We start from the raw sequence: 14,753 nt of genomic DNA on the forward strand, positions 1-14,753 counted from the left end.
CAATAACTGGCTATTTCTTTAAGAATTTTGTGCGCTAGATCACTGACTCAGAGGAAGATTTTCTTTGATAGTGCGATTAAGTTATTCTTATACCAAATTTTATTACTCCATGAATAGCCTCATTTTATCTACGTTTTTTTAATTTATTAAATAAACACAGAAAGTGGTACACACAACTTATGTACGAATTTGATTTAATTTTGCTGTTATTACAGCAAATGTGCGTTTATCTCATTATTGCGTGGTTTCTCAGCAAAACGCCGCTATTTACGCCTCTTTTACAAGTGACTATCAAACTTCCACATAAATTAATGTGCTATGTGATTTTCTCCATTTTCTGCATTATGGGCACCTATTTTGGATTGCATATTAATGACTCTATTGCTAATACCCGTGCTATTGGCTCCGTATTAGGCGGATTATTAGGTGGCCCGTATGTAGGCTTTCTCGTTGGCTTCACGGGTGGCTTACACCGCTATTCCCTCGGCGGGATGACAGCGTTAAGTTGTATGGTATCCACTATCGCAGAAGGATTAATTGGTGGATTAGTTCATCGTTATTATGTAAAACATGGACAAATGCACCGCATATTTAATCCTTGGACAGCGGCTACCGTCACCTTTTTTGCCGAAATAATACAGATGAGTATTATTTTATTACTCGCTCGTCCTTTTGATGAAGCACTTTCTTTAGTAAAAAATATTGCCGCTCCTATGATTGTAGCAAATACAATAGGTGCTGCGATGTTTATTAGGATATTACAAGATAGACGTGCCATTTTTGAAAAATATACCAGTGCTTTCTCCGCTCAAGCATTAAAAATTGCGGTTTGCACTGAAGGTATTTTACGTAAAGGCTTTAACCAAGATAATAGTACTCGTGTTGCAAAAGTTATCTACCAAGAATTAAAAGTCAGTGCTGTCGCCATTACGGATAGAGATAAACTACTCGCTTTTATTGGTATTGGCGCTGATCATCATTTGCCGGGTACACCGATTTCCTCAGAACAATCTAAACAAGCCATTAATAATAACGAAGTCGTGTATGCGGACGGCAATGAGACACCTTATCGATGTACCCTTTCTCCACATTGTAAATTAGGCTCGACACTGGTTATTCCTTTACGAGGAGAAAATAATCGCGTTATTGGCACCATAAAGCTCTATGAAGCAAAGAATCGCTTATTTAGCTCCATTAATAGAACCTTAGGAGAAGGGATCGCCAGTCTATTATCAGCACAAATTCTTGCCGGACAATACGAAAGAAATAAACAATCACTATTAGAATCAGAAATTAAATTACTACACGCACAAGTCAATCCCCACTTTTTATTTAATGCATTAAATACATTACAAGCCGTTATTCGTCGTGATAGTGATCAAGCAAAACAGTTAGTGCAATTTCTGTCAGCTTTTTTTCGTAAGAATTTAAAAAGACCCGAAGCGATAGTGACACTCAGTGATGAAATTGAACACGTCACGGCTTATTTACAAATTGAAAAAGCGCGCTTTCAAGAAAGTTTACAGATAGATATTCAGATACCTGAACATTTAGCCACTGCGCGCCTTCCTGCATTTTCGCTTCAGCCTATGGTTGAGAATGCAATTAAACATGGAACATCACAGTTATTAGGCATCGGAAAGATTACAATTAGAGCGCATCAAGAAGACCACTTAATAGTGATCGAAATTAGTGATAATGCAGGGCTTTATCATTCGCAAGGCGCATCACATCAGCTCGGTTTAGGAATGAGACTTGTCGATAAGCGGATTAAATTACGCTATGGTGATCTATATGGTGTACTTGTGGAGTGTCAGCCTGATAACTATACCAAAATAAAAATCTGTTTACCCTTAGAAAAAAATATGGATAACGCAGCATAACAATGAATATATTAATCGTTGATGATGAGCCGCTTGCTCGTGAAAATTTACGTTGTTTACTCGAAGAAGAAAAAGATATTCATATTATTGGTGAATGCAGTAATGCTATTGAGGCGATAGGGGAAATACATCGTAAAAAACCTGATGTGGTTTTTCTTGATATTCAAATGCCACGTATTACTGGCTTAGAAATGGTCTCAATGCTTGATCCTGAACATCGCCCTTATATTGTCTTTCTAACGGCATTTGAAGAATATGCTATTCAAGCATTCGAAGAGCATGCTTTTGATTATTTGCTCAAACCATTAGAGCAAGAGCGTTTAGCCAAAACATTAAGTCGTTTACGCCAAGGCAATAAACAAAATATTGATTTATTATCACCACCTGAAGAACGCTTAAAGTGCATTCCTTGTACTGGGCATAGCCGTATTTGGCTAATGCCAATCGATGAAGCCGTGTTTGCTACATCACGATTAAGCGGTGTCTATGTCACCAATAATCAAGGGCAAGAAGGTTTTACTGAGCTTACATTACGTACTTTAGAAACACGCACCCCGCTGGTACGTTGCCATCGTCAATATTTAGTGAATATGGATTATGTCAATGAAATTGTATTTGGTGATAATGGACAAGCAGAACTTATTTTACATAATAATAAACAAATTCCGGTCAGTCGACGTTACCTTAAACCCTTAAAAGAAGCGATTGGCTTAATTTAATCAGTAAAAAGGAATAAGCTAGATGGAACCCATTTATATTAAAGTTTATATTAATCGCATCGAAGTTCGTGATCTTCACACCAAAAAAGAATTTTCTGTAGAACGTCATTTTACTCATAGCCGAATGTTAATTGGTGATTTTTACCCTGCTATTGAAGCGATACGAACAGCACTTACTCAAATAGGTATTAACCCATTATCCTTTTTTTGTCGAAAAAGAAATGTGGTAATTCATCCTTTAGAACGTACCGAAGATGGATTATCCCAAGTAGAAATTCGATTATTCAATGAAGTCATTGCCGGTGGGTTGAATAACAAATACAAAAAAATCGTTATTAGTGCAAAACTCACACCACTTATGGATGCAGAGGTGATTGAATTAATCAATAAATCATAACTCTATATAAAATCAGTATTTAACCATTTACAAATAAGTGTCTAAATACTTATTAAAAACCTGCTGATATTGTTTTCTAGAAAATATAAATTGTTTAATAGGTGTTATTCCATGCTTATCCAAATCTAAAGCCTCCTCTCTATCTAATCCATCCTTATATGCAATATTATTCCATTTCACCTAATGTTCTGTAATATCTAAAGTACAAGAAATCACAGAACAATAATCACTACCACAATGGCAACGATAAAGCACTAATCGATTATTCTCTAATTGACTATAAACAGGTTTAATACCTAAATATTGTTCGGCTTTACTGTAAATTATTTTATTACGATTGTAATTAGGAAAGTTATCTTTATCAACAATAAAAATATCAAAATCAAAATCTAAAAACCGCCAATCCGTTTGCCGATCAAACCCCAACCATTTGTCTAATCCCTTACCATCAATATAGAAATTAATGCACTCTTGGAATATGCCAATAAAATGTACCCAATTGAGTAATTATTTATTTCTACTTTATATAGAAAAAACCAGCCAATTTTTGTTGACTGGTTTTTCAATTTATATCATCAACTCAATTGAATACTGAGTGAATTATATTCTTATTGATTATGAGTGCTACTACGGCGACGTGGTACATTTTCGTTATTACCGCCCTCGCTCACCATTTACCTGAACAATTTGCTTAATCCATTAGAGCAAGAGCGTTTAGCCAAAACATTAAGTCGTTTACGCCAAGGCAATAAACAAAATATTGATTTATTATCGCCACCAGAAGAACGCTTAAAGTGCATTCCTTGTACTAGGTATAGCCGTATTTAGCTAATGCCAATCGATGAAGCAGTGTTTGCTAGATCACAATTAAGCGGTGTCTATTTTTAAGCTATATTTAAAGTGTTATTTATCATTTTAATACGCTTAGCTAATATGGTTGCACAAATAAAACCAAGCAAACTAAAAGTGACCATAATACTAAATACATAGTTATATCCTTGAATGCCCTCAAAATTATCTAATAATGACCCATAGAGAGCATAAGCAAACATGGAAGGCATATAACCAATAATACACCCAAACGCCATCGCTGAACCTGCATATTGTCTTGGTGTTCCAATTTCATCCATTGGTGCAAAGAAAATAGCTCTTTGCGAGAAAATGATTGCACCGAAACCTAATGTTGCAGTCATACCTAAATAGACATTCATTGAGTCATGAGGCAACATAATGAAAATAGCCATTGCAATCGCAGATAATAAAAATGTCCATTTCAGATATATTGTTGGCGATTTTGCAACTTTGTCAGCTAAAAATCCGCCTAATGGACCACCTATCATTTTTAGTGCATATTGATTAATAATGCCATAGGCACCGATAAGGGCTATTGGTAGTGCGTAAATATCTTTTAAAAAAGGAATAAAATAAGTTAACCCACAGTAAGCAGAATAAACAAAGAAGATACTCATTGATGCTAACCATAAGTTAGGACATTTTACGACATTTTTAATCCCTTCCAAAACTTGGCGATTAGCTTCACTTGCTGAGGAGGTTTCCTTCTTATCGTCATTATCCACAATAAAATATGTAATTATACCTACTATTATTGTAGCAAGCGTATAATAAATTAATCCTGCTTGCATACCTGTTTTACCTTCACCAAATAAAACAAATATATAAAGAGCTCCCGAAGCTACTAGAACATCAACAACCCCTCGCCCAGCTTCTAGAAAACCAAACATACGTCCTTGTTCTTCTTTATTTCCTAATAAACGTACCGATTTTAGTAAAACAGGCCAATAAACAACCTCGCCGAAAAATGCCATTGCACCAAATGCAATTAAATAACCCGTAAAAGGAGGCAATGTGCTTAAATAAGCACCACATAAACCTACTCCAATTAAGCCCGCTGGTAATAAAATTTTCTTAGAGAAACGATCGGCAATATACAATGATGAAAATAATCCGATTGTTTGAATAATGGCATAAATAGTAAAGCCAAAACCAATTTGGGTGTTAGATAATCCCCAATCTTGTTGCATTGGCACATAAAATACATCTTTCATGCTGGATAGTTTGAATATAGTCCCACCACCCAAAATAAGAAAACATAATTTTCCCCATTTATTCATGATCATATTTCCTATTTTTTATAAGCGATAGCTTCTATTTCAATTAAAACATCTTTAGGTAGACGAGAAACTTCCACACATGAACGAGCTGGGTATTTTCCTGATGTAAAAAAAGAAGAATAAATATTATTAAAAATAGGAAAATCTTTTATATCTTTAATAAAACAAGTCGTTTTAACAATATCATCCATTGATGCACCGGCAGCTTCTATAATAGCTTTTAAATTATTCATAGCTTTTAATGTTTGTGTTTCAATATCATTTCCCATAACAGAACCATCATGAGTATTGAATGGGCAACAACCTGAAATATAAATATGATTTTCAACTTTAATTGCTTGTGAATAAGGACCAATAGCTTCTGGTGCTGATGTAGTATTAATAATCATGAGATCACTCCAATATTTGATAACTATTTTTATATATTAATAACAATATTTTTTTCTTAGTTCTTTTAATTTATTAACAGAAACTTGTACACAACGCTCTTGTGCGTCCATTAATGTTTTTAATGCAACAGGAGAAATTTTAGCTGGATAATAATATTCCAAGGGGTTAATTAATTGCGTATCAAAAGGTGGTGATTTAACTTCAAAGCTTCCACTTAATTCAAATACTCCCCCCGTTCCTTTATCTCTAGCAAAATGAGATGTATAGGGAAAACAGTTTTCTAAGTTAATACGTGTTACAGGCGAATGTTCAACTAATAAACGAAAACATTCATCGATATCAATACTCCCTTCACCAAGAGGCATTCCTGTAATTACCAGTGTTTCATCATCATGTGTAACAATATGATCTTTAAAATGAGTGCTATATGTATAAGGTGCTAATTTGCTCACTGTTACTATAGGATCTTCCCACGCCATCATGCCATTACCAATATCACAATGTGCACCAACCCAAATAGAATCAATATCTTTTACAATATTTAAGATTTCATCAGCCGTTTCATCTTCATGATTTTCTATTGCAAGACGTATACGATATTTTTTTAATAATGGAACAATAGACTTAATATCTTGAATAATTTTAGGGTATTGTTTCGGATTGTATTGTCCTCGACGAAACATATAAGTACGTATCACATCAGCACCAATTCCTCGAGCGATATCAATTGCTTTTGTTAATGCCTTTGGTGTTGTAAAACGTGTATCTAATTCACAATAAAGATTTTTATCTTCAATTGCCTGACGTACTTTTGCTAAATATTCAGGGCTATCACTTGTTAACACACCAAATTCTGGGTGTAATCCTTCATCAGGAATGATATTTAATTCGACCCCATCCAGCCCTAATTCAGTTGCTTTATTTATAAAATCAAAAACATCCATTACACCCTGCTGAAAAAATAGGTGATAGGACTCTGTTTCAATACCTAGTTTCATAATTTCTTCCTCGAATTCCTATACCCGTATTTAGCCATATTAAGAAAATAAAGTATGTGCTTAGGATCATAAAACTTAACTTAGTATAAAAATATTTTACTCAGTATTATCCGAGTATACTAAATATGGATTTCGACAACTTTTAACGTTAGAATTATTTAACTGTAATTATGGGTAAAATTTCTTATGGACCTTCCTACAAACCAAAAGATTACTGAAGAAGATCGGCATCTACTCCGCTCTTATATTCCTTTTCTCGATAATTTGGGGCAATTTCTCGGTGATTATTGTGAAATAGTGCTACATAGTTTTGAGGATTTACGCCATTCCGTTATCCACATAGTTAATGGACATGTTACTGGTCGTGGATTAGGTGCCCCCGTAACAAATATTGCTTTAGAAAAACTCTCAAAATTTAATCGAACAGATCAAATGTGGGAGGTTTATTTCAATACAAAAAGTGTTCGGCCATTTAAATCATCATCTACTTTAATTGTAAATAATGCAGGTACACCTATTGGTATGATTTGTATGAACTTTGCTCTCGATATGCCATTAAATGCATTAATAGATAGTTTTACTGATACAAATAATTTAAAACATGAAAATTTTTCACAAGATGTGAATAATCTTGTACAGAATCATCTAGAACCAATTAAAAAGAGAGTTTACGGAAATAAAAATATTCCAAGTAAATACAAGAATTTAGAGATAATTAAAGAATTAAATGAAAGTGGACTTTTTGAATTTTCAGCAACACATAAAATAGTATCCGCCGAATTAGGCATAAGCTCAGCAACAATTTATAAGCATTTAAGAAATTTAAGCAAGAAATAATAATAAGATTTACTTATTGTCTAGTAGGAGATGGGATCACTCCTGTCGTCCTCTAACAGCGCCCTACTTACGGCTGCATATAAGGCGCCAAACACCATGCTCAGCATACTATAAAAAAACCAGTCCATTGTATGGACTGGTTTTTATCAATTCAGCTTAAAATTGAATAAACTTTAAGTTTCTTATTGATTATGAGTACTACTACGGCGACGTGGTGCATTTTCGTTATTACCGCGACCACGGAAGTTACCACGCTCGCCATTACCACGGCGTGGTGGTTGATCGCCTTTACTAAAGCGACGACCACCTTGTGGCTGACCATCACGACGGCTGCTATTACGGCGCTCACGGTAAGGTTGTGCATCACCCACTAACTGCATATTCAATGGTTTATTCATAATGCGAGTACGAGTGAAGTGGCTTAATAAATCGCCTGGCATCCCTTTTGGTAACTCAATGGTTGAGTGAGAGCCATATAATTTGATATTACCAATATAACGGCTACTGATATCGCCTTCGTTGGCAATAGCACCAACAATATGACGAACCTCAACCCCATCATCACGACCCACTTCAATACGATAAAGATCCATTTCACCCGCATCACGGCGCTCACGACGTGGAGAACGTTCGCGATCGTCACGATCGTTAAATTCACGACGAGGACGACGTACTGGATCAGGTGGCAGAATAAGTGCACGCTCACCTTGAGCCATTTTCAGTAATACCGCCGCCAATGTTTCCATATCTAACGCTTCTTCACCTTGTGGCGCTAATTTTGGTAACAATGCACGATATTGGTCAAGGTTACTTGTTTCTAACTGTTGAGCGATTTGCTGAGCAAATTTTTCCTGACGACGCTGACTAATCAGCTCTGCGTTTGGTAACTCAACTTCAGGAATAGACATCTTCATCGTGCGCTCGATATTGCGCAGTAAACGGCGCTCACGATTATCAACAAATAGAATTGCACGACCCGCACGACCAGCACGGCCAGTACGGCCAATACGGTGTACATAAGACTCTGAATCCATAGGGATATCATAGTTGACAACCAAGCTGATACGGTCAACATCCAGACCACGCGCAGCAACATCCGTTGCGATAAGGATATCTAAACGGCCGTTTTTCAGACGCTCTAATGTTTGCTCACGCAGAGACTGATTCATGTCACCATTCAATGCCGCACTGTTATAGCCATTACGCTCTAAGGTTTCTGCTACTTCTAAGGTCGCATTTTTTGTACGAACGAAAATAATAGCTGCATCGAAATCTTCTGCTTCTAAGAAACGGATTAATGCTTCATTTTTACGTGCACCATAAGTCATCCAATAGCTTTGGCTAATATCTGGGCGTGTAGTTACACTGCTTTGAATACGTACTTCTTTTGGATCATTCATAAAGCGACGTGTAATACGACGGATAGCTTCTGGCATCGTCGCAGAGAATAATGCGGTCTGGTGCTCTGCTGGGATCTTACTCAAGATATTCTCAACATCTTCAATAAAGCCCATACGTAACATTTCATCAGCTTCATCTAATACTAAACCTTTTAGTTTAGATAAATCTAATGTGCCACGGTTTAAGTGATCTAATAAACGACCCGGTGTACCCACAACAACTTGTGGCCCTTGGCGTAATGCACGTAGTTGAACGTCATAGCGTTGGCCACCATACAGAGCAACGACATTCACTTTTGGTAAATGTTTAGAAAAATCTTCAATGGCTTCGGCAACCTGAACCGCAAGTTCACGGGTTGGTGCTAACACTAAAATTTGTGGTGCTTTTAATGATTCATCTAGATTGTGTAATAACGGTAAGCTAAACGCAGCGGTTTTACCACTACCGGTTTGTGCCATACCTAGAACATCATTGCCATCTAAAAGGAAAGGAATACATTGTTGCTGAATTGGAGAAGGCTTCTCGTAGCCTAAATCATTCAGTGCAGTCAAAATAGGTGCTGATAAACCTAGATCAGCAAAAGTCATATCGGTTTCAGTAGTCATGTCACTGTGCCTCATTCATTATGGCGGCCAGTTGACATAACATACCGCATGGTTTGTCGGTCTTTATCATCTAAAATGTGAACTGGCTCAAATTATATTATTAAACGAACAAACAAGCCCTCATCCTATGCAGATGATGGCTTTCAAACTGATCAAAGAAATGTTCGTCAGCTATTGCTGGTCCGATTCCGCTAGGTCTTCTTGTTGGCCTAACAGTGCTAATTCCAACAATGCGTAGCGGTGCTCAACAAAGTTATGTGCGTTGTTGGCAACCGTCAGCTTGAATAACGCTTCAGCGCTATCCATGTCCCCCAGACTTAGGTAATATTTACCTAAATAGAAGTTAGTTTCACTAAGATGCTCAGCGAGCGAAGTGTTATCGGTTGACGTCTCATTTAGCCTTTCCATTAATGTTTTTTCACTAATGTCACCTAAATAAAACTCAACTATATTCCATCCCCATTGTCCCGTTTTATTCGCCTGTAGGTATCGCTGTTTCAGCTGTTTTTTAGCAGAATCAGAGTCTATCTCTTTTTCAACAAGATATAACCAAAGCGAACGAATGGGATCATTTGGATCGACCTGATAAAACGCCTGCAGATCATCCTGCGCCAATTTCAATCGGCCACCATAGTATAAAGCGATACCACGATTAAAACGCGCATTATTGTAAGTTGGATCAAGCTCTAAAACAGAATCAAACGCTTCATAAGCAGCATCATAATTCGCTGCTTGCGTAAAATAGATACCTAGAAAATTAAAAATTTCTAGCATATCTGGTCTCATTGACAGCGCCATTGAAAAATCATTGCGCGCCAATGCTCTTAAACCGAGACTATCATACAGCACACCACGCTCATATAAAAGCTGTGCATATTCATCTTCGGTTAATGAACGGCTCGCCAGAATTTGTTCTATACGAGCCAATATCACTTCTTGTTGTAAAGAAGGCTGTAGTGGAGTAGCAAAAATAGCATTCTTACGCCATTCTGGACTAGTGCTGCACCCGGAAATAAAGATGAAAACAGCAATAGAACAACCGCGCAGAAATGTTTTCATTTCTCACTCCCAAAGTCAGACTCTTTCAACAAAAAGCGTTTTATGACGTCCTACTTGTCAATCATAATAAGTCTCTACCGATACCTATGTCTAGATATCGGTAGTAGAATATCATTAATTTGCAGGATCTTCAGAAGAAGTTTCAGCTGCTTCCTGCTGGGTTGCTTGAGCCTCTTTCATGCTTAAGCGGATACGGCCTTGGCGGTCAATTTCCAGTACTTTCACTGGAACTTCTTGACCCATAGTCAGGTAATCACTTACTTTCTCAACGCGTTTGTCTGCGATTTGAGAAATATGCACCAGACCTTCTTTACCACCGCCGATAGCAACAAATGCACCGAAATCAACGATACGTGTTACTTTACCGTTATAGATACGGCCAACTTCGACTTCTGCCGTGATCTCTTCGATACGAGCGATAGCTTGTTTTGCTTGTTCGCCACTAGTAGCTGCAATTTTCACTGTACCATCATCTTCGATTTCGATAGTGGTACCCGTTTCTTCCGTTAATGCACGGATAACTGAACCACCCTTACCGATAACATCTTTGATCTTATCAGCATTGATTTTGATAGTGTGAATACGTGGTGCAAACTCAGAAATTTCTGCACGAGGCTGGCTAATTGCACTTTCCATTACCCCTAAAATATGCAGACGTGCGCTTTTCGCTTGATTTAATGCAACTTGCATAATTTCACGAGTGATACCTTCGATTTTGATATCCATTTGTAATGCACTGACTCCGTTACGGCTACCCGCAACTTTAAAGTCCATATCACCTAAATGGTCTTCATCACCTAAAATATCAGAAAGAACAACGAAGTTTTCACCTTCTTTTACCAGACCCATTGCAATACCAGCAACAGATTCTTTAATTGGTACACCCGCATCCATCAGTGCTAAAGAAGCACCACAAACAGATGCCATTGAAGATGAACCATTGGATTCTGTAATTTCAGACACTACACGTACTGTGTATGGGAATTCTTCAATCGTTGGCATAACGGCTAATACACCACGTTTTGCTAAACGACCATGACCAATCTCACGACGTTTTGGCGAACCCATCATACCTGTTTCACCGACAGAATATGGAGGGAAGTTGTAGTGCAGTAAGAAGGTATCGGTATGCTCACCCATGATGTCATCAATGGTTTGTGCATCACGTGCAGTACCTAAAGTAGCTGTTACTAATGCTTGCGTTTCGCCACGAGTAAATAGCGCAGAGCCATGTGTACGTGGTAATAAACCTGTACGAATATCTAAAGCACGTACCATGTCTTTTTCACGGCCATCGATACGAGGTTCACCCGCTAATACACGAGCACGAACAATTTTCTTCTCTAAACCAGAGAAAATTTCAATGATTTCGCCTTCGTCTAAAGACTCATCTTCTGCTAATAATGTGCTGATCACTTCATCACGAATAGCATCGATTTGCTCATAACGCTCTTGTTTTTCAGTAATACGATACGCATCACCAATACGAGTTTGTGCTAATTGAGCAATACGATCATGTAAAGATTGGTTAATAGGCTCTGGTGCCCAATCCCATTTTTCTTTACCGACTTCGGCAACTAATGCATTGATATTTTCAATCACAACTTGTTGTTGTTCATGACCAAATACCACTGCACCTAACATTTGTTCTTCTGATAATAAATCAGCTTCTGATTCAACCATCAGTACCGCACCCGCAGTACCTGCAACCACTAAGTCTAATTTACTAATTTTCAGTTCATCAACGGTTGGGTTCAGTACATATTGACCATCAATAAAGCCAACACGAGCACCACCGATAGGACCATTGAAAGGTACACCTGATAATGACAGTGCTGCAGAAGCACCAATCATAGCAACGATATCTGGGTTAACTTGTGGATTAACAGAAACCACAGTCGCAACTACTTGGATTTCGTTTAAGAACCCTTCTGGGAATAGTGGGCGTAAAGGGCGGTCGATAAGACGCGCGATTAAAGTTTCACCTTCGCCAGGACGACCTTCACGACGGAAGAAACTTCCTGGAATACGGCCAGCTGCGTATGAACGCTCTTGATAGTTAACGGTGAGTGGGAAGAAGTCTTGTCCTTCTTTCACTTTTTTCTTAGCAACAACGGTAACAAAAACAGCAGTGCCGTCCATGTCAACCATTACAGCAGCCGTTGCTTGGCGAGCCATCATGCCCGTTTCTAACGTAACGGTATGTTGACCGTATTGAAATTTACGAACTGTAGGATTCAGCAAAATAATATCCTTTATCTTATTGTCGCATGATATTTAGCGACGATGAATAATCTTTTCTCCGCTACGTCCCCTCGCGACTAATGGAAATATTTAACTTAACCACGTTTAAACACTTTCATTAGCCGCGCGAATTGTCGCAACTAGAGAGACTAAATAACCATCACCACATTAAAACATAACGACTCATTTTTGAAATACCACTTTCTTAAAAATAGCACTTTCTAGTAGAAAAGGGGCCTACGGGCCCCTTTTCACTGAAACTCACTTGATTAGCGACGCAGACCTAAACGTTCAATCAGTGCAGTATAACGAGCTACATCTTTACGTTTCAGGTAGTCCAGCAGATTACGACGGCTGGAAACTTTACGCAACAGACCACGACGGCTGTGGTGATCTTTTTTGTGCTCTGAAAAGTGACCTTGCAGGTGGTTGATTTCTGCAGTCAGCAGTGCGATCTGAACTTCGCTTGAGCCAGTATCGTTAGCATCACGACCGAATTCAGCAACGATCTTTGCTTTCGCTTCAGTACTTAGAGACATAATAAAACTCCAATAAAAGTAAAATTTTCAGATAGCCAATCTCTAATTCAGCTATCCAACTCAGCCACCTAAACAGATAGCCGCATTATTCTACGCTTCAAACACACTTAGCGCAAGAATTGCTATTCAGGGTGATTGAGTGCCTTATAATCCACGACTAATCTTTTCGGTGCAACTAGACCATCTTTGATGATCGCAAGGCCAATAAATTTTTTCTCATCGCCTTCGGTGACTCTGACCCATTCCCCTTCATCCAAGGTGTGATTTACCCGAACCGGTTGCCCCAGTTTTAAGTAACCCGCCATAATGGCGGTTAAATGCACCACAGGGAAATGTGCAACCGCAGTATCCATAGGCAATAATAAGGCATCTAACGCAGGAAATGGTGACTCATCTTGTTGCTGAGCATCATCAATGATTGCACGCAATTGCTCAAGCGTCACCATACGCTCTTTCGGATAATCTGCGACTTCTAAACGACGTAAGAAAATCACATGGGCACCACAGTTTAATTTCTCACCCAGATCATCAATGATAGTGCGAATATAAGTACCTTTAGAACAATGAATTTCTAGTTCTAATTCATCGTCTTCCCAGCGAATAAATTGCAATTCATACACGGTAATGGGTCTTGCTTCTCGCTCAACTTCAATACCTTGTCTTGCATATTCATAAAGTGGTTTACCTTGATGCTTAAGGGCTGAATACATTGAAGGAATTTGCAATGTTTCACCACGAAAACTCTCTAACGCAGCATCGAGCGCTTGCTGGTTAAACTGTACAGGTCGTTGCTGGATCACTTGTCCATGAGCATCAGAGGTATCTGTTCTTTCACCTAATTTGGCAATCACTCGATAGCGTTTATCTGAATCCAATAAAAACTGTGAAAACTTTGTCGCTTCACCTAAACAGATAGGAAGCATACCTGTCGCTAAAGGATCTAAAGCGCCGGTATGCCCCGCTTTGCTTGCATTAAACATGCGGCGTACTTTTTGCAAAGCGTCATTCGATGAAATATCTTGAGGCTTATCAAGCAATAATACGCCGTTAATCTCACGCCCTTTACGACGACGCCCCATTACTCTTCCTCTTTATGACGGCGTTTTTCATCATCTTTGACAACATTTGACACAAGGTTAGACATACGCATACCTTCAACTAATGAATTGTCATAAGCAAATGTTAGCTCAGGAACAACACGTAAGCGCATCGCTTTACCTAATAAAGAGCGAATAAAGCCTGCTGCTTCGTTAAGGGCTTTTAAGCCATTTTCTACCATTTCTTCATCGCTTTCTTCACCTGCTGATAGGTTTAAAAAGGTGACAAATACTTTGGCGTAAGCCAGATCACGTGAAATTTCAACACCGGATACGGTGGCCATTCCAATACGTGGATCTTTTACTTCGCGCTGTAAAATGATGGCGATTTCTTTTTGCATTTCCTGAGAAACACGCTGAGCACGGCTAAAATCTCTTGCCATTTTATCTCTCCCTGACAATGTCGTTATCACTCTATTGTCATTATTGATCCAATTTTAAAATCGATGATA

At 38.2% G+C, this 14,753-nt stretch carries 15 protein-coding genes; 5 read left to right on the forward strand and 10 right to left on the reverse strand.

Going from position 1 to position 14,753, the window contains the following annotated elements:
• Positions 1-179 precede the first annotated feature (179 nt).
• The 3 genes from HMPREF3129_RS10310 to HMPREF3129_RS10320 are packed head-to-tail and all read left to right on the forward strand — an operon-like array spanning position 180 to position 2,999.
• Positions 180-1,883, forward strand: coding sequence for a sensor histidine kinase (locus HMPREF3129_RS10310; RefSeq protein WP_004246222.1), 1,704 nt, complete (start codon positions 180-182; stop codon positions 1,881-1,883).
• Positions 1,884-1,885: 2 nt separating this feature from the next.
• Entirely contained in the window at positions 1,886-2,602 is a 717-nt protein-coding gene (gene btsR / locus HMPREF3129_RS10315; protein WP_004246223.1) for a two-component system response regulator BtsR, read from the forward strand.
• Between the two features lie 22 nt (positions 2,603-2,624).
• The gene (locus tag HMPREF3129_RS10320; RefSeq protein WP_004246224.1) at positions 2,625-2,999 is read left to right on the forward strand and encodes a YjaA family stress response protein; all 375 of its coding nucleotides are present in this window, start codon (positions 2,625-2,627) and stop codon (positions 2,997-2,999) included.
• A 180-nt stretch (positions 3,000-3,179) separates the two neighbouring features.
• Here HMPREF3129_RS10320 and HMPREF3129_RS10325 read toward each other — a convergent pair whose 3' ends face one another.
• On the reverse strand, positions 3,180-3,425 hold the full coding sequence (locus HMPREF3129_RS10325) for a hypothetical protein (RefSeq protein ID WP_004246226.1): 246 nt from the start codon (positions 3,423-3,425) through the stop codon (positions 3,180-3,182).
• A 195-nt stretch (positions 3,426-3,620) separates the two neighbouring features.
• Here HMPREF3129_RS10325 and HMPREF3129_RS18540 point away from each other — a divergent pair, with 195 nt between their 5' ends.
• Positions 3,621-3,827, forward strand: coding sequence for a hypothetical protein (locus tag HMPREF3129_RS18540; RefSeq protein ID WP_036919638.1), 207 nt, complete (start codon positions 3,621-3,623; stop codon positions 3,825-3,827).
• 56 nt (positions 3,828-3,883) lie between these two features.
• Here HMPREF3129_RS18540 and HMPREF3129_RS10330 read toward each other — a convergent pair whose 3' ends face one another.
• Genes HMPREF3129_RS10330 through HMPREF3129_RS10340 form a run of 3 tightly spaced genes read right to left on the reverse strand, consistent with a single transcriptional unit; the run spans position 3,884 to position 6,519 of the window.
• Positions 3,884-5,131 carry an MFS transporter gene (locus HMPREF3129_RS10330; RefSeq protein ID WP_036919636.1) on the reverse strand — a complete coding sequence of 416 codons (1,248 nt, stop codon included), beginning with the start codon at positions 5,129-5,131 and terminating at the stop codon, positions 3,884-3,886.
• A gap of 11 nt (positions 5,132-5,142) precedes the next feature.
• Complete coding sequence (locus HMPREF3129_RS10335) at positions 5,143-5,520, reverse strand: RidA family protein (protein ID WP_004246229.1); 378 nt, start codon at positions 5,518-5,520, stop codon at positions 5,143-5,145.
• 36 nt (positions 5,521-5,556) lie between these two features.
• Entirely contained in the window at positions 5,557-6,519 is a 963-nt protein-coding gene (locus HMPREF3129_RS10340; RefSeq protein WP_004249599.1) for a sugar phosphate isomerase/epimerase family protein, read from the reverse strand.
• A gap of 186 nt (positions 6,520-6,705) precedes the next feature.
• Here HMPREF3129_RS10340 and HMPREF3129_RS10345 point away from each other — a divergent pair, with 186 nt between their 5' ends.
• Positions 6,706-7,356 carry a helix-turn-helix transcriptional regulator gene (locus tag HMPREF3129_RS10345; protein ID WP_004246231.1) on the forward strand — a complete coding sequence of 217 codons (651 nt, stop codon included), beginning with the start codon at positions 6,706-6,708 and terminating at the stop codon, positions 7,354-7,356.
• Positions 7,357-7,538: 182 nt separating this feature from the next.
• Here HMPREF3129_RS10345 and HMPREF3129_RS10350 read toward each other — a convergent pair whose 3' ends face one another.
• From HMPREF3129_RS10350 to rbfA, 6 genes are all read right to left on the reverse strand, one after another.
• Positions 7,539-9,362: a DEAD/DEAH family ATP-dependent RNA helicase gene (locus HMPREF3129_RS10350; protein WP_036919633.1), complete on the reverse strand. Its 1,824-nt coding sequence runs from the start codon at positions 9,360-9,362 to the stop codon at positions 7,539-7,541.
• A 171-nt stretch (positions 9,363-9,533) separates the two neighbouring features.
• A complete protein-coding gene (gene nlpI, locus HMPREF3129_RS10355) occupies positions 9,534-10,421 on the reverse strand; it encodes a lipoprotein NlpI (RefSeq protein WP_004249600.1) in 888 nt (295 codons plus the stop codon).
• Between the two features lie 114 nt (positions 10,422-10,535).
• The gene (gene pnp / locus HMPREF3129_RS10360) at positions 10,536-12,665 is read right to left on the reverse strand and encodes a polyribonucleotide nucleotidyltransferase (RefSeq protein WP_004246234.1); all 2,130 of its coding nucleotides are present in this window, start codon (positions 12,663-12,665) and stop codon (positions 10,536-10,538) included.
• Positions 12,666-12,934: 269 nt separating this feature from the next.
• Positions 12,935-13,204 (reverse strand): 30S ribosomal protein S15, encoded by a 270-nt coding sequence (gene rpsO / locus HMPREF3129_RS10365; protein ID WP_004253005.1) that lies wholly within the window; start codon positions 13,202-13,204, stop codon positions 12,935-12,937.
• Between the two features lie 122 nt (positions 13,205-13,326).
• Positions 13,327-14,283, reverse strand: coding sequence for a tRNA pseudouridine(55) synthase TruB (gene truB, locus HMPREF3129_RS10370; protein ID WP_070487025.1), 957 nt, complete (start codon positions 14,281-14,283; stop codon positions 13,327-13,329).
• Complete coding sequence (rbfA, locus tag HMPREF3129_RS10375) at positions 14,283-14,684, reverse strand: 30S ribosome-binding factor RbfA (protein ID WP_004246236.1); 402 nt, start codon at positions 14,682-14,684, stop codon at positions 14,283-14,285. The genes truB and rbfA overlap by 1 nt, the downstream gene beginning before the upstream one ends.
• Positions 14,685-14,753: the final 69 nt, after the last annotated feature.

This window comes from Proteus sp. HMSC14B05, from assembly GCF_001808035.1.
Taxonomy (GTDB): Bacteria; Pseudomonadota; Gammaproteobacteria; order Enterobacterales; family Enterobacteriaceae; genus Proteus; species Proteus mirabilis.

What these genes read in the sequence shown, in the direction of transcription:
- HMPREF3129_RS10310 (WP_004246222.1), top strand. Translation starts at nt 180, where the DNA reads ATGTACGAATTTGATTTAATTTTGCTGTTATTACAGCAAATGTGCGTT.
- btsR (WP_004246223.1), top strand. Translation starts at nt 1,886, where the DNA reads ATGAATATATTAATCGTTGATGATGAGCCGCTTGCTCGTGAAAATTTA.
- HMPREF3129_RS10320 (WP_004246224.1), top strand. Translation starts at nt 2,625, where the DNA reads ATGGAACCCATTTATATTAAAGTTTATATTAATCGCATCGAAGTTCGT.
- HMPREF3129_RS10330 (WP_036919636.1), bottom strand. Translation starts at nt 5,131, where the DNA reads ATGAATAAATGGGGAAAATTATGTTTTCTTATTTTGGGTGGTGGGACT.
- HMPREF3129_RS10335 (WP_004246229.1), bottom strand. Translation starts at nt 5,520, where the DNA reads ATGATTATTAATACTACATCAGCACCAGAAGCTATTGGTCCTTATTCA.
- HMPREF3129_RS10340 (WP_004249599.1), bottom strand. Translation starts at nt 6,519, where the DNA reads ATGAAACTAGGTATTGAAACAGAGTCCTATCACCTATTTTTTCAGCAG.
- HMPREF3129_RS10345 (WP_004246231.1), top strand. Translation starts at nt 6,706, where the DNA reads ATGGACCTTCCTACAAACCAAAAGATTACTGAAGAAGATCGGCATCTA.
- HMPREF3129_RS10350 (WP_036919633.1), bottom strand. Translation starts at nt 9,362, where the DNA reads ATGACTACTGAAACCGATATGACTTTTGCTGATCTAGGTTTATCAGCA.
- nlpI (WP_004249600.1), bottom strand. Translation starts at nt 10,421, where the DNA reads ATGAAAACATTTCTGCGCGGTTGTTCTATTGCTGTTTTCATCTTTATT.
- rpsO (WP_004253005.1), bottom strand. Translation starts at nt 13,204, where the DNA reads ATGTCTCTAAGTACTGAAGCGAAAGCAAAGATCGTTGCTGAATTCGGT.
- truB (WP_070487025.1), bottom strand. Translation starts at nt 14,283, where the DNA reads ATGGGGCGTCGTCGTAAAGGGCGTGAGATTAACGGCGTATTATTGCTT.
- rbfA (WP_004246236.1), bottom strand. Translation starts at nt 14,684, where the DNA reads ATGGCAAGAGATTTTAGCCGTGCTCAGCGTGTTTCTCAGGAAATGCAA.